General features: G+C 71.6%; 3 protein-coding genes (1 of these 3 running past the window's edge). All 3 read right to left on the bottom strand.

Features of this window, described 5'->3' with window-relative positions; all coding sequences use genetic code 11:
- Positions 1-2 precede the first annotated feature (2 nt).
- Tightly spaced (each overlapping or abutting the next), the 3 genes in view from AC30NL_RS10685 to AC30NL_RS10675 form a layout consistent with a single transcriptional unit that may run on beyond the window.
- The gene (locus AC30NL_RS10685; RefSeq protein WP_489463984.1) at positions 3-7,577 is read right to left on the bottom strand and encodes an amino acid adenylation domain-containing protein; all 7,575 of its coding nucleotides are present in this window, start codon (positions 7,575-7,577) and stop codon (positions 3-5) included.
- Positions 7,574-18,589 (bottom strand): SDR family NAD(P)-dependent oxidoreductase, encoded by an 11,016-nt coding sequence (locus AC30NL_RS10680; RefSeq protein WP_489463983.1) that lies wholly within the window; start codon positions 18,587-18,589, stop codon positions 7,574-7,576. Before AC30NL_RS10680 ends, AC30NL_RS10685 begins: the two co-directional genes overlap by 4 nt.
- Positions 18,577-23,069 carry the end of an amino acid adenylation domain-containing protein gene (locus tag AC30NL_RS10675; protein WP_489463982.1) on the bottom strand. Its footprint extends 17,560 nt past the window's final position, so the window shows 4,493 of its 22,053 coding nt (coding positions 17,561-22,053); its start codon lies beyond the right edge, outside the window — the gene reads right to left on this strand; the stop codon is at positions 18,577-18,579. The genes AC30NL_RS10680 and AC30NL_RS10675 overlap by 13 nt, the downstream gene beginning before the upstream one ends.

The following is a 23,069-nucleotide window of genomic DNA, read 5'->3' as shown; positions in this document are numbered from 1 at the left end:
GGTCAGATCCGCAAAGAGTCCAGTTCGTCCTCGGACATGTTCTCGACCAGCGCCAGGCTGGCGAGGACGGCGTCGACGTTGTCGGCGATGGCCGCCGGCACCGATTGCGACAGGCGCTCCAACTCGGTGGCCATCTGTTCGAGCGTGGGCAGCTCGAACGCGCACTGGATCGGCAGATCGACGCCGGTGCGCTGCGCGATGCGGTTCACCAACCGGGTGACGAGCAAGGAGTGGCCGCCGCAGGCGAAGAAGTTGCTGTCCGCGCTGAGGCGGGACGGCTCCAGCTCCAGCAGATCGGACCAGATCTCCTGCAGCATGCGCTCCAGCTCGGTGGCGGGTGCGCGGCGATCCGGCGCGCACCCGGCCTGCGTCCCGGGCGCCGGCAGCGCACGCAGGTCGAGCTTGCCGTTGCCGGTCAGCGGTAGTTCGTCCAGCAGCACATAGGCCCCCGGCACCATGTGGGCCGGCAGGCCCGCCCGCAGGCGAGCCTGCACGTCCTCCAGCAGCGCTGCCTCCGACAGCCACGCCGCCGAGGACTGCGCAACGACAACGGGCGCTGCCGCCCCGGCCGGCTCGCGCACCGCATAGAGGTTGTACAGCCGCGTGTCGCGCAGCAGCCGGTTGTCCTGCCCATGGCACACGCGGAAGCCGCGCGAGGCCAGCATGCCCTCGATGAGCGCGAGCCGTCCATCCACGTCGTGCACTTCGACGACCAGCTGCCGGATCTTGGGCCAGTCGTGCTCGCGGATGCCCTGCAGCACCTGAAGCTCGGCGTTCTCCACGTCGACCTTCAGCAGGTCGATCCGCGTGACGCCGCTCTCGGCGATGACATCGGACAGCGGACGCAGCGCGCAGCGGAACTGCTCGCTGTCCAGCCGGGCATCGACCAGCCGCTCGACGTCGGTCTCGCTGACTGCCGCAGGCGCGGTTGCGCTGCCCTCTCCACCGCCGGCGGCCTGCCGGTTCATCAGGAAGGACTTCACCACCTCGTGCGCCTGCTGCGCGGTGGTCATGCTGCTGGAAATCACCGTGTTGTGGCGATAGAAGGTGAAGACCTCCTCGCCCGCCTGCGCGGCCAGGCCGCAGGCGTGCAGCCGGCCCTTCCAGCCGTGCAGTTCGCTGTTCAGGCGCAAGGTGTCGAACACCGGGGGAATCGGCTCGAAGGCATGGATGGTGGCATCGTGGCAGCGCTGGTGCACGAACAGGGAGAACAGGCCGATGTTGGCGCCGGCGTCGAACACGCAGGCACCGTCGGGAAGCGTCACGCCGTGCTTCAGGTAGTCCAGGTGCGTGAAGATCTCGTCGTAGACGAAGTCCGTCTCGCTCTTGTTCTGGTGGAACACCGGCAGCCCGCCGGGCAGGTGGTACAGCCGTGCCATCGCCTGCGGCTCGGTGCGCCGCAGCCGCGCCAGCCGCCGCACGGTGCCGGCCTGCTCCATGCCGGGCACGAGGTACGCGACGAGCCGCTTGTCCTGCTCGCCATGGTCGCGCGCAACCACGCGCGCATCGTCCAGCGCCGGATGCTCGGCCAGGCGCGCCTCGATCTCGCCCAACTCGATGCGGAAGCCGCGGATCTTCACCTGCTGGTCGTTGCGCCCCAGGTACTCGATGGCGCCGTCTGCGAGCTGGCGCCCCAGGTCGCCGGAGCGGTACATCCGCTCGCCCGGCACGCCGCAGAACGGGTCCGCCAGGAAGCGCTGCGCGCTCAGCTCCGGCCGGTTCAGGTAGCCGCGGGCGACACCCGCACCGCCCACGTAGAGTTCGCCGACCGCGCCCAGCGGCACCGGTTGCCGCTGGGCATCGAGCAGGTACAGGCGCAGGTCGGGGATGCGGCGGCCGATCGGGCTGGGGCCTCCGCGCTCGATGTCCTCCAGCGTGATCGGGCGGTAGGTCACGTGCACCGTCGTCTCGGTGATGCCGTACATGTTGACCAGCTGCGTCGCGCGATTGGCCTCGCGCTCGACCCAGGGCTTGAGGCTGGCCAGCTCCAGCGCCTCGCCGCCGAACACCACCACGCGCAGGCGATGCGCGGGCCCCTGCTCGTGCTGCACCGCCGAGAGTTGGCGGAACGCACTGGGCGTCTGGTTCAGCACCGTCACGCCCTCGCGGCACAGCAGGTCGAAGAACGCGCGCGGGTTGCGCGCCACCGCCTGCGGCACCACGACCAGCCGGCCGCCGTGCAGCCAGGCGCCCCAGATCTCCCAGACCGAGAAGTCGAAGGCGACCGAGTGGAACAGCGTCCACACGTCCTGCGGGCCGAGATGGAACCAGGCGTCGGTGGCGGAGAACAGCCGCGTCACGTTGCAGTGCTCCACCATCACGCCCTTGGGCTTTCCGGTGGAGCCGGAGGTGTAGACGATGTAGGCCAGGTGGTGCGGCTTCAGGCCCGTTTCCATGGACGAGAGGTTGCCGGCCGGCAGGCCGGCCCAGCGACTCGCATCGGCCGAGAGGTCCAGGCACGGCACTTCGCCCGCGTCCAGCCCTTCGGCCAGCGGCCCGTCGGTGAGCATCAGCAGCGGAGCGCTGTCTTCCAGCAGGTGGTTCAGCCGCTCGACGGGATAGTCCGGATCCATCGGCACATACGCGCCGCCTGCCTTGAGGATGGCCAGCAGGCCCACCAGCAGCCGCTCGCTGCGCGGCGCGCAAAGCCCCACGCGGGACTCCGGCCCCACGCCCACCGAGGCGAGGTAGCGCGCCAGGCGGTTGGCCTGCGCGTTGAGTTCGCCATAGCTCAGCTGCCGCGATTCGCACACCACCGCCACCGCCTGCGGGTCGCGCGCGACCCGGCGCTCGAACAACTCGTGCAGGCCATGGGGGCCGGCATGGTCGCTCGCCCGGTTCCAGCCGAGCAGCACCTGCTCGCGCAGCGCCGGCGGCAATACCTCGATTTCCGTGGCCGGCCGGGCGCTGGCCTGCTCGTCTTCCAGCGCGGCCACCAGGCCGGCCATCGCATGCAGCACGTAGTCGATCACCAGCCCCGCATCCTGCGACTGCTCGACCTGTGCATCGATCGAGAAGGCATCGCCCAGGTCGTCCACCGACACCGCCAGCGGATAGTTGCTGCGCTCGAGGATGCCGGTCAGCGAGCGGATGCCGAAGGCGGCCAGGTCCGCCTCGTCGATGCGCTCATGGCGTTCGAGATGGCGGTAGTTCAGGATGGTGTTGAACAGCGGCACGCCATGGGCCACGCCGCTGCAATCCTGTGCCAGCGACAGCGGCGCCTGCTCGAAGCGGATCAGTTCGCGCAGCGAGCGCGCGGTGTCCATCACCAGCTCGCGAACGCTGCAGCCTTTCAGCCGGACGCGCACCGGCAGGGTGTTGATGAAGTTGCCCAGCATCCGCTCGATGCCCGGCGTGCCCTGCAGCCGCCCGGACAGCACCGTGCCGAACACCACGTCGTCGCGCTGGCTGCAGGCGGCCGCCACCAGGGCCCATCCTGCATGGAACAGCGCTGCCGGGCTGACCTGCAGGCGGCGAGCCGAAGCACGGATCTGCCGGCCCAGGGCACCGTCCACCTCGCGGCGCAGGTCCAGCACGCGCCGGCCGTCGCCATGCACGTCGTGCAGGTTGAAGGCGATGGTCGGCTCCTCGACGTCGCCCAGCGCTGTGCGGAAGAAGGCACGCGGATCCTCCTGCTGCGACTGCGCGCGCGCAATGAACTCGCGGTACGGCGCGGACGGCGGCAGCCCGCCCTGCCGGCCCGCCAGGTGTGCCACCAGTTCGTGGAACAGCAGGCCCAGCGAGGTCGCGTCGTCGATCAGGTGGTGCATGTTGAAGATGGCGTAGCAGGTGCCGCTGTCGCGGTCCTCGGCCACCTTCAGGCGCATCAGCGGGGCCTGCTCCAGCGGCATCGCCTGCGAGCCCGCCAGCCGCGCCCGTGCCGCGTCCTCGGCACGCTCGCCGGGCGCGACGGCCAAGGCATCGACCTTCAGCCGCGCCTGCCGGCACACCACCTGCACCGGCTGCGCGAGGCCGGCACTGACCACCGCGGTGCGCAGCACCTCGTGCCGGTCGATCACAGACTGCAGCGCCTGGGCAAAGCGCTCCAGGCACGCACGGTCCGCGAAGGAGAACAGTCCGCTGAGCACGTAGGGGTCTCGGCTGTGGTCCTTCAGGTGGTGGAAGAGCATGCCCTCCTGCAAGGCAGCCAGCGGGTAGATGTCCTGCACGTTGGGGGCGCGGCCGGGAATGGCGGCCACGATGCGGTCGATCTCCTCCTGCGACAGCGCCAGCAGCGGCAGCATGGCCGGGGTGATGCGTTCGCAGTCCGCGGGGATCGCGCTCGGCGGCACGGCCTGCGCCTGCTGCGCGCCGCCGCGCTCGATGGCGGCGGCCATGTCGGCCAGCGTCGGGGCGTCGAACAGCGCGCGCAACTCGCAGGCCAGCCCCTGTTGCGCCAGCCGCGCGGCCAGCCGGGGCACGAGCAGGGAGTGCCCTCCCAGCGCGAAGAAGTTGTCGCCGATGCCGATCTGCTGCGCGTCCAGTCCGAGCAGCGCGGCCCAGGCCTGCTGCAGCCGGCGTTCGGTGTCGCTGCGCGGCGCCACGTGCTCGCTGCGCGCGAGCGCCTGCAGGTCCGGCGCGGGCAAGGCCGCGCGGTCGATCTTGCCGTTCGAGGTGAGCGGCAAGGCCGGCAGCACGACGAAGGCGCTGGGCACCATGGTGTCGGGCAGCAGGCCCGAGAGGTGCTGCGCCAGCCGTGCCTGGCAGCCCTGCGGCTGCGCCCCCTCGGCCAGCACCACGTAGGCGGCCAGCTGCTGGCCACCGGCATCGCGGCGCGCCAGCACGACGCAGGCGCGCACGTCGGGGTGCTGGGCCAGCGCGGCCTCGATCTCGCCGAGTTCAACGCGATGGCCGCGGATCTTCACCTGGCCGTCGATGCGGCCGAGGAACTCGAGCTGGCCGTCCGGCAGCCACCTCACCAGGTCGCCGGTGCCGTACATGCGCGACCGTGCACCGCCGAACGGGTTGTCGATGAAATGCAGCGCGCTGAGTTCCGGCCGGTTCAGGTAGCCGCGCGCCAGGCCGTCGCCGGCAATGTAGAGCTGGCCGGCGCATCCGGGCGGCTGCAACTGCCGCTGGTCGTCGAGCACGTAGAGCTGGATGTTCTGGATGGGCTTGCCGATCGGCACCACGCCGCCCGCATGGTCCCGCGGGCAGGGCCAGTGGCTCACGTCGATCGCCGCTTCGGTGGGGCCGTACAGGTTGTACAGCGGTGCCGGGTTCAGCGCGTGGTGCCGCTGCGGCAGCTCCGGCGGCAGCGCCTCGCCACTGCAGAAAATGCGCCGCAGCGTCGTGCAGGCCGACCAGCCGGGCTCGGCGACCGCCAACTCGAGCATCGGCGGCACGAAGTGCAGCGTGGTGACACCCGCCTCGCGGATCAGGGCGAGCAGGCGGCCGGGATCGCGGTGCACGCCCGGCGGCGCCATCACCAGCCGGGCGCCGGCCAGCAGCGGCCAGAAGAACTCCCACACCGAGACGTCGAAGCTGAACGGCGTCTTCTGCAGCACGACGTCGGAGCCGTCCAGGCGGTACTCGTCCTGCATCCACTCGATGCGGTTCACCGCCGCGCGGTGCTCGATCATCACGCCCTTGGGCTGCCCGGTGGAGCCGGAGGTGTAGATCACGTAGGCCAGGTGGCGCGAATCCAGGCCGATGTCGCGCGGCGCGATGTCGGCGTCCGGCTCGGTGGCGAAGAAGTCCGACGCCGGCGCGCCCTGGGCGCCCAGGTCCACGTCCAGCCGCTGCACCGCATCGGCCCAGCGGCCGGCCGCGGCCTTCGGCTGGCACAGCACGAGCCGGGCGCCCGAGTTTTGCAGCATGTAGGCGATGCGCGCCTCCGGATACCCAGGCTCCAGCGGCAGGTAGGCACCCCCGGCCTTCACGATGCCCAGCAAGCCCACCACCATCTCCAGCGAGCGCTCCATGAAGAGACCCACCACGGTGTCCGGCCCCACGCCGTGGCGGCGCAGGCGGTGGGCCAGCTGGTTGGCGCGCTGGTTCAGTTCGGCATAGCTCAGCCGGCCCTCACCGTCGACCAGCGCCGGGCGCTCGCCATGGCGCTGCACCATGCGCTCGAACAGCTGGTGCAGGCAGGCGTGCCCGCTGTAGGCGCGCACCGGGCCGGCAGACAGCGCCAGCAGCTCGCGCCGTTGCGCCTCGGACACCATGGCCTGCGAGCCGACCGGCCTGGCCGGCGCCGCCAGCAGCCCTTCCATCAGCACACGGTAGTGGCCGGCCAGCCGCTCGATGTCGTCCGCGGAGAAGCGCTGCGCGTCGTACTTGAAGCACAGCTGGAAGCGGTCGGGGTGCTCGCAGACCTCGAGCAACAGCTTGAACTCGCCCTCCTGAGACACCTCGTCGATGAACTCCACCGCCTGGCCGAGCGCGGGCCTCGCCTGGCCGTCGGCCGCGAGGTACATCATGTTTTTGTTCTGGAAGGTGTAGGCCACCTGGAACACCGGCGACGCACTGCTGCTGCCTGACGGCAGGTTCAGGTCCTTCACCATGCACGGGAAGGGATAGGCCGCATGGTCCATCGCATCGGCCATCGCGAGCTTCAGCTCGCGCAGGTGGGACGCGAAGTCCTTCTGCCCATCGACGACCTGGCGCACCGGCATCATGTTGACGAAGTAGCCGACGGAGTCGGCCCAGTCGAGGTCCGGCCGGCCCATCGAGGGCACGCCGACGATGATGTCCGACAGGCCCGAGTAGCGTTGCAGCAGCAGTTGATAGACCGCCAGGAAAAACACCGCCGGCTGCACGCCCTGGGCCTGGCAGAACCGGCCGGCCGCGGCCTTCGCGTCGCCGTCGAGCAGGCTGCACCAGGTGGCGCCTTGCGGCCGGGCCCCGGGGGCGGCACGCTCGATGTCCAGCGTGAGCACCGGTAGCGCCTGCGCGCCGCCCAGCACGCGGCGCCAATGCCCGCGGCAGCGCTCGCCTTCCTCGCTCGCGAGGAAATCCGACTCCCAGGCCGGAAAGTCGTTGGCCCTGTCCACCACCGAGGGCAAGGGCCGGCCCTCGGCCAGGGCCTCGTGGCTGGCCATCAGGTCGCGCAGCAGGACCGGCGCGGAAGCGCCATCGAACACCAGGTGGTGGAACACGAGCAGCAGCACGTGCTCGTCGGGCGCGACGGCGAACAGCCGCACCCGGTGCAGCACGGCGCCCAGGTCGAAGGGCCGCCGGGCCTCGGCCTTCAGGAAGGCCGGCAGCTGCCCGGACGGCAGTTCCAGCGGCTGGTGGACGAACTCGGCCTGCCCGCCGCGCTGCACCAGCCAAGGCTCGCCGTCGTGCTCCTGCACCCGGCTCGTGAGCTGCGGGTGCATGGCGAGCACATGCTCGACCGCGCGGCGCAACACGTCGGCCCGCAGCGGGCCTTTCACGCGCAGGCACACCGGTACGTTGTAGATGTCGGACTGCGGGTCCAGCTGGTGCAGCAGCCACAGGCCCTTCTGGCCTTCCGACAGTGGCAGGCGCTGCGGCTCGGCCGCCGCGCGCGTCCGGTAGAACTCCAGCACCTTCTCCGCGCTGTAGCGGCCTTGCTTGAAGCCGGCCAGGATCTCGTTCTCGTTTTTGTTCATGCAACCATTCCTTCGTTCATCAGGTTCTTCACGGCCTCGAGGTCCAGCTGTCCCAGCTTGAACCGCTCCAGGGCCATTCGCTTGAGGGCGTCCATGTCGCCGGGCTGCAGCGTGGCGGCCTCGGGCGCGGGCGGCGGAGGCGGCGATGCGGGCACCTGCGCCCCGGGCGCGTCCGGCTCCGTGACGTGCCGCTGCACCAGCCGTCGCGACAGCGGCGCGATGGCGTTGGCCTCGGTGATGTCCCGCGCACTGAGCCGCATCCCGAAGCGCTTGTGCACCGCACGCTGCAGGCGCGCCCACACGATGGAATCGACGCCCAGGTGTTGCAGGTCGCGGTCCACCGGCACCTGCGGCGCGGGCACGCCCAGGGTGGAGGCGATGAACTCGGCCATGAAGCGCTCGATCTCCGCAGCGGCGGCACCAGGGCCCGCGGCCTGCGAATCGGGCCCATCGGCCGACTGCGATGCAGCGGCTTCACCCGCGGACGTCGCGTCCGCCAAGTCCGCCACGTCGCCGACGGACGGCAGCGACGAATCGAGCCAGCATCGCCGACGTTCGAACGGGTACGTGGGCAGCGCCTGCAGCACGGGCCGGCCCGTGCGCAGCAACTCGTCCCACGGCACTGCGCCGCCCTTGGCCCAGAAGGCGCCCAGGCGCGCGAGGTCCGCGTCGCGGACCAGCGCAGCCACATACTGCGCGGCGTGCGGGCCCGACAACAGCTCGTCGAGCAAAGGCCGGTCTTCCTCGGCGTGGCCTGCATGGAAGGTGCCCGACACGGGCTCGCCCCGACCCTCGCCGGCCGCCAGCCAAGCCTGCAGCCGTTCGCACAACTGCGGCACCGAGGCGGCGACGAAGGCCAGCCTGCAGGCCAGTGCCTCGCGGCCGACCTGCAACGTGCAGGCCACGTCCGCCAGCGCGGGCGCCTCTGCGGCCTGCAGGTGTGCCAGCAGGCGCTGCGCGACCGCCCTCAGCGCCGTCGCTGTTTTGGCGGACAGCACGATGAGCTGCGGCTGCGCGGGCGCGGCGGCCTGCGGCACCGGGGTCGGCAACGCAGGCGGTGCCTCCACCACCAGGCAGACGTGGCTGCCGCCCGCGCCCACCGAGTTGATCAGCGCGCGCTGCGGCACCTCCCGCAGGCCGTGCCCGGTGTCCACCTGGCGCGGGCGCCATTCGGTGAGGCGTTCGCACAGCCGCAGCGGCGTCTGCGCAAGATCCAGGTTCGGGTTGCGAGGCCCGTCGAGCAGCAGCGGCGCGACCTGCCCGTGCTTCAGCTGCAACAGCACCTTGGTGAGCTGGGCGATGCCCGAGGCCGACTCCGGATGGCCGACGTTCGACTTCACCGAGCCCAGCAGGACCGGCTCGGCCGACGCGCCGAACACCTGCGCCATCGCACGCAGCTCGATCGAGTCGCCCAGCGCCGAGCCATTGGCCGCTGCCTCGATGTAGCCGATGGTCTGCGGTGCGGCGCCGGCGCGCTCCAGGCAGCGCTCGATCACCTGCACCTGCGTCTTGAAGCTGGGGTTCATGAAGCGGTTGGCGCGGCCGCCATGCAGCGAGGCGCTGCCCTTGATCACGCCGAGAACCGGATCGCCGTCGCGCAAGGCGGCGGCCAGCGGCTTCAGCAGCACGGCACCCACGCCCTCGGACGGCAGGTAGCCATCGCCGTCGAGGAAGCTGCGCGACTGCCGGCTGCTGCCGAGCAACTGCCCCATGCCGAGCGCCAGGTACTTGTCGGGATGCAGCGTGAGGTTCACGCCGCCGGCCACGGCCAGCAGGCAGTCGCCCCGCGCCAGATCCACACAGGCCTGGTGGATCGCCTGCGTCGACGACGAGCACATGGTGTCGAGCGCGACGCTGGCCCCTTCCAGGCCGAAGAAGTACGACACCCGGTTGGCGATCAGGTTGAACGAGGCCGCCGACGTCAGCGCATGGCGCACGACGTCGCTCTCGCCGGCCCGGTACATCTGGTACATGGCACCGACGTACACGCCGACCCGCCGCGCGTACTGCTTCTCCAGCCGCGCCTGCGTCACGCCGCAGCCTTCGAACAGTTCCCACACGGTCTCGAGGAACAGGCGCTGCTGCGGATCCATGGCCTCGGCCTCGCGCGGCGACACCTGGAAGAACAGCGGATCGAACTGGTCCACACCCTCCAGGAAGCCGCCCCAGCGGCCATAGGTCTTGCCGGGTGCGTCGCGGTCGTCGTCCAGGAACTGGCGATGGTCCCAGCGCTCGGCAGGCACCTCGTCGATGCAGTCCACGCCGTCGCGAAGGTTGTGCCAGAAGCGCTCCAGCGTCGCCGAGTGTGGGTAGCGGCCCGCCACGCCGACGACGGCGATGTCGGCATGCTGCGCGCCGGGCGCGGCGGCGGCCGGCAACTGGGCATTCGGCTGCGGCGAGGCGCGCAGGAGCGAGCGAACAACCGGCTCGGGGGGCACGGCCGCCGGTGCCGCAGCGGCCACCGCAGGCTGGCCCAGCAAGCCCGCCAGCGCCTCGCGATGCGTGCCGAGCAGTTGCTCGGCCAGTGCTCGCAGCGTCTGCACTTCGAAGAACAGCGTCTTCGACATCGGCCCCAAGGTCTTTTCCAGTTCGCCGGTGATGTTCATCGCGATCACCGAGTCCATGCCGTAGCGCTCCAGCGGCGTGTCGGGGTCGATGCGCGCGACGTCGAGCTTCAGCGCCTGCGACAGCGCCTGCCGGAAGAAGCGCACCGCGCGGTCCAGCAGCGCTGCGTCGCCGGTGTCGTTCGACGACTGCGGGGGCATCGGCACTTCCGCCGGCGCCTGCACGGGCACCTTCCGCTGCGACGGGAGGGCGGCCTCGTGCTGCCCCGCCGCCGCCATCCAGGGCGCCAGCAGCTGCGACAGCACGCTGCGCCGGCCGGGCACCACCAGCAGCTGGCCGGCCTCGGGCTGCGTGCTCAAGGCCTGCAACCCGGCTGCCAGCGCACGCAGCCCGTCCTCGCGTTGCAGCGGCACCAGGCCCGTCTCGCGGATGCGCGCCAGCGTCGTCTCGTCGACACGCATGCCGCCCTCGGCCCACAGCGGCCAGTTCACCGACAGACACACACCCTGACGCAGGCCCTGGGCGGCGAGGCGGTTGCGCTGCGCGGCGTACGCGTCCATGAAGGCATTGGCGGCCGAGTAGTCGGCCTGGCCTGCGTTGCCGAACAGGCCCGTCATCGACGAGAAGCACACCAGGAAATCCAGCGGCTGTCCGGCCGTGGCCCGGTCGAGGTGCACCAGGCCCTGCACCTTGGGGGCCAGCACCTGCTGCAACTCGGCGGCGGACTTGCGGATGACGAAGTTGTCCCTCAGCACACCGGCGGCATGGACCACGCCGGCCAGCGCGCCATGGCGCTGCTGCACCTGGTGCACCAGGCCGTGCACCGCCTCGCCGTCGCAGACGTCCAGCGGCAGGAACTCCACCTTGGCGCCGAGCTGGCGCAGCGCGTCGAGTGCGTCACGCCGCGCGTCGTCCGGTGCGGATCGCGCGGTCAGCACCAGCGTGACCCCCGCAGTCGACCGGGCGATGGACTCGGCAACCGCCAGGCCCAGCCCGCCCGTGCCGCCGGTGACGAGGTAGACACCGCCCTCGCGCCACGGCAGGGTGGGCGGAGCCTGGAGGAGATGATCCATCGACGCCAGGCGCCGCACTTCGCGCACGCCGCCGTCGATGCGCAACTCGGCCTCGTCGGCCTGCTGCGCCTCATCGGCCAGGCGCTGCACCAGCGCGCCCGGGTCGGGGGTGTCCATGCACAACAGGCTTTGCACCACCAGCTTGGGGTTCTCCTTCGCGGCGCTGCGCAGCAAGGCCGCGAGGCCGCCGAAGCAGGCGTCCTCCTGCGTCGCCCCGCCCACCACCGCCAGTTGCAGCAGCACCTCCTGCCGCGGCCGGCCTTGCAACAAAACCTTCACGCGCTCGAAGGCGGCGACGGCAGCCTGCTGGTAGGCCTCAGGCAGGTCCAGCGCGCTGGTGTCCACCAGGTCGCAGCCGATGCCGTCGCCCAGGGCGGACCGCCAGCCGGCCTGCCAGGCCTGCGCCAGCCGGCCCACGACCATCACATGGCGGGCGCCGAAACGCGGCGCCCCGCCCGCCGGCGAGGCCGGATCGAGAGGCCGCGCCTCCCACACCGGTCGCATCAGCATCAGGCCTTCGTCGTCGCCGGGCCGGCCGGCCGCGGCCGACTCGCGCACCGGGCGCGACACCAAGCCCTTCACGTCGAGGCAGGCGCGGCCGGCCTCATCACACAGCGTGATGTCGACCTTGCCGCCGGTCCCCTCCACGACCGCATCGGCATCAAGGCGCACCCAGGCCAGGCAGCTGTGGGGCAGCGGCGCATGGATCGCCAGGTGGTCGATCGCGAACGGCAAGGCTGCCGGTTTTCCGGTCGCCTCGCCGAGCACCAACCCGATCGTGGCTTGCAAGGCGCCGTCCAGCAGGCTGGGGTGCAGGCCGAAGCCGTCGTCCGACTTCCAGGTGCTCGGCAATGCCAGCACTGCCAGGGCCTGCGGACGGCCGCGGCCGTCCTTGCCGACTGCCAGTTGCCGGATAGCACGCTGCGCCGGCCCGTAGGCCAGGCCCAGGCCGGCATAGAGCGCGTACACCGCGTCCGCCGGATGCACCGCATCGGCACACTCCGCTCGCACTGCGACCAGGTCCACCCCCGGCGCCGGCTCGTCGGCAGACGCCAGCACGCCTTGGCCCTGGCTGCACAGGGTCTCCACGCCATCGGCGCCGATCGCCAGCACCTGGTAGCTCGCCTGCGAGGCGCTCTGCGCCTGTACCTTCACGCGCAGCGCCAGCGCACCTTGCGTGACGATCGCAGGCCGCAGCCAGGTCACGCCGGACAGCGTCACGCGCGACCGCTCGCCGGCATCCAGGCAGCGCGCCATCGCCTCGCGCCCCATCTCGAGGTGCGCGACGCCGGGCAGCACGCGCTGCCCGTTGACCACGTGATCGCGCAGGAACGGCTCCGAGCCATCGAAGGTGCTGCTGAACCGCAACTCGAAGGCGGTGGAGTCGTTGCGATGCAGCAGCGGGTGCAGCACGGCCGCGGCGGCCGTCGACGGAGCGCCGGCCGTTGCGGCCTCGAACCAGCAACGCTCCTTCGCGAACGGATAGCCGGGCAGGCTCAGCCGCCGCATGCCCGCGTCCGGGCCGTAGAGCTGCAGCCAGTCGACGCGCAGGCCCTGCACCCACAGGTTCAGCAGCTTCTCGTACTTGCCGCGCTGCAGCCACTTGTGCACCGCTTCCTGCAGTTCCTCGTCGCCGGCAAAGGCCGACCACGCCTCGTGGCCGGCCTCGGCCGTGCCGCGCCAGGCGGCGGCGATGCCCTGGATCCGCTGGGGCTCGTCGACGAAGGCCTGCAGGCGGGCGGCGAGTTCCTGCAGCGATCCGACCACGAACGCGAGCCGTTCCTTCATCGCGTCGCGGCCCACCTGCAAGGTGAAGGCCAGGTCGTGCAGCGCGTCCCCGGGCAGATCCGGAAGCCGCGCCAGCAGGCGCCGGGCACGCTCGACCAGGGCCCGCGCGTCCTGTGCCGACAGCACGATGGCCGCCGGCCGGCCCTGCCAGCGCGCACGGCGCCAGGCCTCCGACGGATCCTCCACATGCTCTTCGATGATGACGTGGGCGTTCGAGCCGCCCGCTCCGAAGCTGGACACGCCGGCGATGCGGCGGCACGCCACGGGCTGGCCGTCCTCACCGATGCGCACCGGCGGCTCCCAGGGCTGCAACTGCTGCTGCACGGCGAACGGCGTGCGGTCGAAGTCGATGTGGGGGTTCAGGGTCTGCGAATGCAGGCTGGGCACGAGCTGGCGGTGCTGCATTTGCAGCAGCACCTTCGTCACCCCCGCGACGCCGGCGGCGCTTTCGCAGTGGCCGATGCTGGACTTCACCGAGCCGATGGCGCAGCGTTGCGCCGGCTGGCCGGCGCCCGCGGGCTGGAAAACCTTCATCAGGCCGGCGATCTCGATCGGATCGCCCAGCGAGGTGCCGGTGCCGTGCGCTTCGATGTAGCTCAGTTCCGCAGGCGACACGCCCGCCTCGCGCAGCGCGGCCGCGATCACCTGGCCCTGTGCCACGAGGCTGGGCACGGACACGCCGTTGGTCTTGCCGCCATGGTTGAGCGCGCTGCCGCGGATCACGCCAAGGATGTGGTCGCCGTCGGCCAGTGCACGCTCCCGGGGCTTGAGCAGCAGCGCGCCCACGCCCTCGCCGGGCACGTATCCGTTGCCGCCGGCGCCGAAGCTGCCGCAGCGCCCGAGGCTGGAGGCGAAGCGCCCCTGGCTCAGCATCAGGTACTTGTTGGGATGCACGGTGACGTTCACGCCGCCGGCGATCGCCGCGTCGCACTGGCCGCTGCGGATCGCCATGCAGGCCAGGTGGATGGACGTGAGCGACGACGAGCACATCGTGTCCACCGCCATCGAAGGGCCGTGGAAGTTGAAGAAGTAGGAGATGCGATTCGCGATCGACGAGGGGCTGCCGGCCAGCGCCACCGCCTGGCCGCGCGCCTGGGCCTGTGCGCCGTAGAGCTGGTACTCCTCGTACATCACGCCGACGAACACGCCCACCCGGTGCAGCTGCGACGCGCCGGCCTGCCGGCTCTGGCGTCCGAGCGACTCGCCGGTGTAGCCCGCGTCCTCCAGCGTCTCGTGCACGCATTGCAGGAACAGGCGCTCCTGCGGGTCGAGATACTCGGCCTCGCGCGGGGAGATGTTGAAGAACAAGGGATCGAACTCGTCCACGCCCTCGATGAAGCCGCCCCACTTGCAATAGCTCTTGCCGGCAGCGCCCTTGTCGGGGTCGAAGTACAGGCCGTGGTCCCAGCGCTCGGCCGGCACCTCGGTGATGCAATCGCGTCCCGAGCGCAGGTTCTCCCAGAACTGCTGCAGCGTGGGCGCCTGCGGATAGCGCCCGCCGATGCCGACCACGGCAATGTCGGCATGGCCAGCAGGCGCCGGACTCGTCCATGCGGCCTGCGGCGCCGGCACCGAGGTGTCGGGCCATTCCACAGGCCCAGCGGGCAGCGCCGGCGGCTCCACCGGCACGCCCTCGCCGAGCAGTTGCTGCAGGACTTGCGGATGCTCGGCGACGAAATACTCGGCCAGGGCACGCGGGGTCTGCACCTCGAAGAACAGGGTCTTGGGCAGCGGGCCGAAGCTCTCCTCCAGGTGCCGGGTGAGTTCCATCGCCATGATGGAATCCATGCCGTAGCGCTCCATCGGCGCATCGACGTCGAGTTCGCCGACCGACAGCTTCAGCGCCACCGCCAATTGCTGCCGGAAGTAGTGCAAGGCGCGGTCGCCGACTTGCGCCGGGCGCGGTGCCCCCGAAGCCGTGGCCACTTGCGGCGCAGCGGCCACAGGCACGGCGGCCCGCGACACCGGCGTGGGCCCGGTCGCAGGCTGCTCGCCACGCGCGAGGGCGCGCACGCTGAGGCCGCTCAGTTCGGCGCACAGCCGGCCCTGCTCATCGCACAGGCTGATGTCGAGCTTGTGCACCGCCCCGGAGACACGACCGGCCGTCGAAGGCCGGATCCAGGCGTACACGCGTGACGGCGTCGCACCGAGCACTTGCAGCCCGCCGAGGGCGAAGGGCAGCGCCGGCTGCGATGCCGCCGGCGACTGCGCGGTCCATCCCAGGCACACGGTGGCCTGCAGTGCGCCGTCGACGAGGCTGGGATGAAGGCCGTGGCGATGCCCCTGCACAGTCGCCGGCAGCGCAATCTCCGCCAGCACCTCGGGCTGGCCCTGCGCCCCGCGGCCCTGGAGCAGGCGCACGACGCTGCGGTGCGCCGGGCCGTACGCCATGCCGGCCGCGGCGTACAGCGCATAGAAATCCTCGGCTGGCATCAGCGGCTCGCGGCAGCGCTCGCGCAATGCCTGCAGGTCGACCGGCCGGGGCATCACCCCGGCGTCGAGCCGGACGCGGGCCTGGCACAGCAGCAAGGGCTGCCCCTCCCCGCCCTGGGCCGTGACCTCGAAGCCCAGCAGCCCCTCGGCCTGGGGCGTCAGTGTGGCCGCCAGCTCCAGGCCCGCACGGCAGGTGGCTGGCCGCAGCCAGACCAGGTCCTGCAGCTGCATGCGGGCCACCGCTTCCTCACCGTGAACACGGGCCACCGCCTCGCGCGCCATCTCGAGATAGGCGGCGCCGGGCAGCACCTTCTCGCCCTGCACGCGATGGTGGTCCAGGAAGCTTTCCGTGCCATCGAAGGTTGCGCTGAACCGCGCCTGCGACGCAGTGGATTCGTCGCGGTGCAGCAGCGGATGCAAGGGCAGCCAATGCCGCTCGCGCGAGAACGGATAGCCCGGCAGGCTCAGCAGCCGCTGCCGGCCGTGGGGGAACAGCGCCTCCCAACGCAGGGAAGCGCCGCGCACGTACTGCTGCGCGGCCTCGGACAGCCCCGGCGTCTCGACGGCAGCGCCGCTTTGGCCCGGCTGGGCCTCGCCCTGGCACACGGCCGGGTCGCTGCCCTGGTCCAGCCACGCGCGCAGCGAACGCTGCAGCTGCGCCAGGTCGCCCGCGACGACCGCCAGGCGATGGCGCCAGTGCTTGCGTCCGTGCAACAGGGTGTGGGCCAGGTCGCCGAGGGCGACGTCCGCATGGCGTTCGAGGTGCGCCGACAAGCGCTGCGCCTGCTCCTTCAACTGCGCGGCAGTGCGCGCCGACAACACCACCAGACACTCGCCCTGCGGGGCCTGCATCGGCGGCTGCAGCGGCGCCTCGGCGATCACCAGGTGCGCATTGGTGCCGCTGTAGCCGAAGGAGTTGACCACCCCCATGCGGGGCCGGCCCCGGCCGGCCCAGGGCGCCGGCCCGGCCTGCACCCGGAACGGCGTCGAAGACAGGTCGATGTGCGGGTTCATCCGCTCGAACAGCGCGGTGGGCGGCAGGACCCGGTGCTTCAGCGCGAGGATCACCTTCAGCGCGCTGGCCACGCCGGCGGCGCTGGCGGTGTGCCCGATGTTGCTCTTGACCGAGCCGAGCGCGCAGTCGCCCACCCGCGGCGTGAAACGCCGGAAGCTCGCGGTGAGTGCATCCACCTCCACCGGGTCGCCCAGCGAGGTGCCGGTGCCGTGCGCCTCCACCAGGTCGATGTCCGCGAGGTCGATGCCGAAACGCCGGTACACCCGCTCCTGCAGCGCCGCCTGGGCGTCGCCGTTCGGCGCGGTAATGCCGTTGGACTTGCCGTCCTGGTTGACGCCCCAGCCGGCGATGACTGCATGGATGCGGTCGCCGTCGCGTTGCGCATCGGACAGCCGCTTCAGCATCAGGAAGCCCACACCCTCGGCCGGTACGAAGCCGTTGGCGCGGTCGTCGAAGGCGCGACAGCGACCATCGGGCGACAGTGCGTTGAGCTGGCTCATCGCAACGTGCACGCCCGGTCCGGGGATCACCCACACGCCGCCGGCCAGCGCGACCTCGCTCTCGCCCAGCAAGAGGCTGTCGCAGGCGCTGGCGATGGCCACCAGCGAGGACGAGCACGAGGTGTCGATCGACAGGCAGGGCCCGCGCAGGTTCAGGAAGTAGGCGATGCGGCTGGCCAGGATGGCACTGTTGCTGCCCAGGTTCTGGTGCGCGTTCCAGTCGCGCTCGTCGACCTGCTCACCGTAGCCGTTGGACGAGCAGCCGAGGAAGACGCCGCAGGCGGTGCCGGCCAGGCGATCGGGGTCGCCGCCGGCATCCTCGATGCAATGCCAACTCTGCTGCAGCACCAGGCGCTGCTGCGGGTCCATGAACTGCGCCTCGGCCGGCGAGATGTTGAAGAACAGCGGGTCGAACTCGGCCGCGCGATCGAGCACGCCCATCCACTTGCTGTACGACTTGCCGGGCCGCGGCGCGCCGGACTGGAAATGCCGGTCGATGCGCCAGCGCGATGCCGGCACCTCGCTGACGCAGTCCTTGCGCTGGAGGATGTTCTGCCAGAACGCTTCCAGGTCGTCGGCCATCGGGAACTGGCCTGACATGCCGATCACCGCGATGCCGGCCGGCACGGGCGGCGCCTGCGCGAACAAGGCCGGCCCTGGTGCCGCTTGCAGCGCAGGCGGCCCGGCTTGCGATGCCGGGGATGCGGGTGCAGCCCGCGCGCCTGGTGCGGCGGCAGGCCGCTGCGTCGCCTCCGGCGGGCCGGCACTCACGCCCTGCTGCACGATGAACGCCGCCAGCCCGGCGATGGTCGAATGGCTGTAGACCTTGGCGACCGACAACGCCAGGCCGAAGCGGGTGTTGATCTTGCGCATCCAGGTGACGCCAGTGATCGAGTCCAGACCCAGCTCCAGGAACGGCATGGCATCGTCGATGCCGCGCTCGTCGGCATCCAGCTCCTGCGCCAACAGGCGGCGCAACACGGCAGCCACCGGTGCCACCGCATCGCCCGGCACGGCGTCCCCGGGCTGCGCGGGTGCAGGTGCGGGCGCCGCCTCGGCCTTCCCCGCATGAACCGGCGCCTTGCCATTCGGCTCCTGCCCGGCGACCCCCGGGATGAGCTTCGCGGTCGATACCGCGATGTGGGCAGCCAGCGCCCTCAGCGTCGGGTGGCTGTACACCTTGGCCACCGACAGCGAGAGCTTGAAGTGCGTGTTGAGCTTGCGCGTCCAGGTGACGCCGGTGATCGAATCCAGCCCCAGTTCGAGGAACGGCGTGTCGTCTTCCAGGTCGGCTTCCGGCCGGTCGAGTTCGACGGCGAGGCTGTGCCGCACGCAGGCCAGCACCTCGTCGGCCGCACGCCCTTCCCCCGCCGTCGCTCGCGAGGCCAGCGCCGCGTTGACGCGCTGGCCCACCGCGCGCAAGGTGCCGCATTCGCACACCTCGGCCACGCTGAGCGCCACGCCGTACTGCTGTGCGATCAGGCGGACCCAGGCCGCGCAGGGCACGGAATCGAGCCCCAACTCCACCAGCGGAAGGTCATCTCCGGCGCGCGCGAGGTCGCTGTCGAGCACCTGTGCGAGGGTCTCGCGCAAGTACTTGTGGATCGGTTGGTTGTCGTTGGCAATCAGGCTGGACATAGCATCTCCCCGTTTTTTGATTCGTCTTTCAGGAACGGCCGGATGGCTTTCTCGATGAGGGCATTGAGCGCCTGCGGCGCCTCCAGCATCGGGAAATGGCCCACGCCGTCAAGCAGCTCCACCGTCACGCCGCGCCGGCGGGCAGTGTCCAAACTCGTGGGCATCCAGCCGGACGAGTTGATCAAGGTCAGCGACCCCGGCAGCCGCGGCGGCAGCGCCTGCATGTAGAGGATCATTTCGCGCATCGCCGAATGGATGACCTCGGCGCCTGTGGCGGCGCGCGTGCGCCGTACCCGCTCGACCAGGGCCGGGTCGACGCCCGCGGCAAACATCTCGCGCAGGTCGAGCGGATGCGCGAGGTAGGCCTGGAGCCAGGCGTCCAGCCGCGCCGGGTCCATCGGCCGGGGCTCGAGGTTGTGCAGCGTGTCGACGCCCACCAGGCCACGCACCCGGGCGCCCACCCGCGCCGGCAGCTCCAGCATCACCGGGCCGCCCAGCGAATGGCCGACGACGATCACCTCTTTCAATCCGGCGTGCTCGATCGCCGCGGCGACGTCGTCGGCGAAGGCCTGGACCGTCCAGCGCGCGCGCTCGCGGCCGGAGCCGCCGTGGCCGGCGAGGTCCAGGCACAGCACCGTGTGGCGGCTGGCGAAATGCTGCACCTGCGCGTCCCAGTAGCTGCCGTCGCAGCCGAGGCCGTGGATGAAGACCAGGGCGGTCTCGCCGCTGCCGCGCACCTCCAGGCGCACCGCATTGCCGTCGCGCGACGTGGCGAACCGCGGGCCGGCAGGCGGCTCCCGGCGGCCCGCCGGCTTGACGGCGATCACGCCGGCATGCTCCATGTCGGGCCCGGGCGCCAGGTGGGCCTGGCGATCGACGCCCACCGCGCCGAAGAAGTCGGCACGCTCGACGACGAAGCCGGCCGCTTCGCACTCGCGCGTGAAGACATCCGGGTCGAGGGCGTTGATCTGGTTCGGCCCGCCCATCACGTCGGCGGGCGGGAAATGCGCCTGGACGTCGTCGATGAACCCGGGCCAGGGATCGCCCTGGCGCTTGCGCTGCTCGTACTCCGTCGCCTTGGCCGCCCAGTAGCCGAAGTACGGCGAGTCCGAGCTGAGGAAGATGCGCCCGCCCGGCTTGAGCCAGCTGAACATCTTGCGCAGCGTCAGCTGCACATCCTGCGGGCGCAGGAAGTGCAGGACGCGGCTGGCGTGGATCGCCGCGAAGCGCCCCGGCTCGAAGTCGATGTCGGGCAGCACGCCCTGCATCAGCGACAGGCGACACCGCGCCTCGTCGCTGACGCGCTGCGCCAGGATGTCGAGGTGGGCCTGCGCCATGTCCACCGCCATCACCCGGGCGCCGCACTCCAGCGCCGCGATGGTCGCGACGCCGTAGGCGCATCCGAGGTCCAGCACCTCGGCGTCGCCGTGCCCGGCGTAGTCGGCGAAGTCCGACGAATACGGGATGAGGCACTCCACCATCACGCCGGTGCGGTTGAGCGTGGCGACCATGCCGCCGAAGCCGATGTCGGCCGCCGACTTCAGGTCCTCCAGCACATCGTGCGGGCGCAGCGCACCGCCCGTGAGGGTTGGCGCCTCGGGCAGCGGTGAAAGGCCGATGCCTGTGGGCTTGGCCCCCGGCGCAGCCGCGCCCGAGGGCGCAGGCCAGTCGCTGGTCGCAGGGTCGGCAAGGGTCAACGGCTGGCGCGCGGGCTTGCCGGCCTGCGGCATGGGCGCCGATTCATCTGCGTGCGGCGTGGGCCGCCGCTGCAACGGCTGCTTCGACGCGACCCGGCTGTCGGCCTGCACGGCAGCGGGCTGGCTGTGGCCGAGCGCCGCATCGGCAGCGGTGGCCGGGGCTGCTGCGTCCCGGGTCGCCTGCAAGCGGTCGTCGACCCAGTGCCGGTCCGCCGCGAACGGATACGCCGGCAGGCGCAAGCGCAGCGGACGGCCAGGATGGAGCCGCGCCGCATCGATGGGATGGCCTTGCACGTACCAGCGCGCCAGCTCCGCCAGGGCCGCCTCGTGGGCGGGCCGCGGCAGGGAACCGGCGCCGGCCTGCGCCAGCAGGGCATCGACGGCTTCGTGCGACGCCGCGCTCGGCTTGAAGGACCGGTCCACCGAGGCCCGGAAGCACCCGGCATCGTCCTGGCCCGCGCGCAGGTCCGACCAGCGCTGCAGCGCTTGCGGCACGCTGGAGGCGATGATCGCGCTGCGATGGCGGAAGTGATGGCGCCCATGCCACAAGGTATGGCTCAAACGCGCCAGGTCCTCGTCGCGCAGCGCCGTCTCCTGCAGCCAGCCGGCCAGCCGTGCCAGCGCGCGTTCGAGGGCGGCCTCGGTCTTGGCCGACACCGGCAGCAGGTACGCCGGCAACGCTGCCGCAGCGGCCAGGGCCGCAGGTGCCGGCGCTTCGGCCAGCACCACGTGCGCGTTGGTGCCGCTCATGCCGAAGGCGCTGACACCGCCCATGCGGCGCCGGCCCGCAGCCGTCGGCCAGGGGCCGGCCTTCTTGTTCACGTAGAACGGACTGTCGCGCCACTCGATGTAGTCGCTCTCCTCCTCGCAATGCAGGCTGGCGGGCAACACGCCGTGCGCAAGCGCCTGCGACAGCGCGGCCAGGCTCACCAGCCCGGAGGCGGCGAAGGTGTGGCCGACGTGCGTCTTGGTCGATGCCAGCGCGCAGCGGGCGCCGGGCGGCATGCGCGGACCGAACACCGCGTTCAGCGCCTGCACCTCCACCGGGTCGCCCAGCCGGGTGCCGGTGCCGTGGGCCACCACGAGGCCGATACCGGCAGGGTCCACGCCCTGCCGCACGTAGATGTCCTCCAGCAGCGCTTGCTGCGCCGGGCCGGCGGGCGCGGTGATGCCGTTGGTGCGGCCGTCGCAGTTGATGGCGCTGGCGACGACCACGCTGTGCACCGGGTCGCCTTCGGCCTGGGCCCGGGCCAGCGGCTCGAGCACCAGCGCCACCACGGCCTCCCCGGGCACCATGCCGTCGGCGTGGCGGTCGAAGGTGCGGCAGCGGCCGCTGGGTGACAGCATGCCGGCCCGATCCATGGCCACGAAGGCGCCGGGCGTGCACAGCAGGTTGGCTGCGGCGACGACGGCGATGTCGCACTCGCCCTGGCGCAGGCTCATGCACGCCTGGTGCAAGGCCACCAGGCCCGAGGAGCACGCGGTGTTGAGGGCCATCACCGGCCCCTTGAAGTCGAGGAAGTAAGACAGCCGGGCCGCCAGCACCCCGTCATGGTTGGAGGTGACGTTGCCGCCGTCCTGCACCAGGTACTGGTAGTCGCCCTGCTCCACGCCGACGAAGACGCCGACGCGCCGCTCGCCGAGCAGCTGCGGCCCGAGGGCCGCATCGTCCAGCGCCTTCCAGGCCTCCTGCAGCAGCAGGCGCTGGCGCGGGTCCATGACGCGGGCCTCCTTCGGCGCGATCTCGAAGAACTGCGCGTCGAAGGCGTCGACCGCATCGAGGCAGCCCATCCACCGGCACCGCAGCTCCGACGTGCTGTCGGCCGCATGCCAGCCCCAGCGGGCCGCGGGCACCGGCCCCACCGCGTGCTGCTGCCCGGCAACCATCTGCCAGAACGCCGGCACCGAATCCGCCTGCGGGAACAGGCCGCTCATGCCGATGATGGCGATCGGCTCATGCAGGGCCGTCGCGTGCTCCTTGGAAGGCGATGAGGCCGGCGCGGGCGGCGCCGTGCCGTCCTGCCCCGCCCCGGCGGGCGCCGAAGCCGGCTCCTGCGGCGCGCGCAATGCCGCCGCCGGCCACCGGGCGGCCAGCGCCTCGGCGTGGACCGCGGCCACGTGGCCAGCGATCTGGCCGATGGTGGGGTGGTCGTAGAACAGCGCCGGCAGCAGCTTCACGCCCAGGCGTTCGGACATCCGGGTGGCCAGCTGCATCAGGCGGATCGAATCGAAGCCCAGGTCGACGAACGGACGGTCTTCGTCCAGCGCCTGTTCCGGCTGCTTCAGCAGCTGCTGCGCGAGCGAATGCAGTTCGGCCGCGAGGGCTTGCTGCAGGGGATCGCCGACGGGCGCCGCCACGGCTGGTCCGGCCACGGCAGGTGCCATCCCGCCAGTGGATTTCAGCAGCGCGCCGGCACGCACCGGGTCGGCGTTGATCACCAGCGGCTGCACATGGCCCTCGCCCAGCAGGCGCTCCAGCAGCGCGAGCGCGGTGCGGGTCGGCAAGGGGGCCTGGCCGCTCGCGGCCAGGTAGGCCTGCAGCGCCTGTGGCTGCAGGCGCTGGCGCGTGGCCGCGCCCATGCCGCCCTCCTCCCACAGCGGCCAGCCGATGGCCACCATGCGGCTGCCCTCTCCCTGCCATTCGCGCAGGGCCCTGGCATAGGCCCACTGGAAGCGGTTGGCGACGGCGTAGTCGCAGCCGCCGAAGTCGCCCTGCACGGCAGCCGACGACGAGAAGGCGCACATGAGGGCCTGCCCTTGCGCGCCGAACACGCGCTCGAGGG

The organism is Rhizobacter sp. (assembly GCA_021153565.1).
Lineage (GTDB): Bacteria > Pseudomonadota > Gammaproteobacteria > Burkholderiales > Burkholderiaceae_C > Albitalea.
Note: the sequence above shows the minus strand (reverse complement) of the source record. Positions and strands in the feature narration are given on the sequence as shown.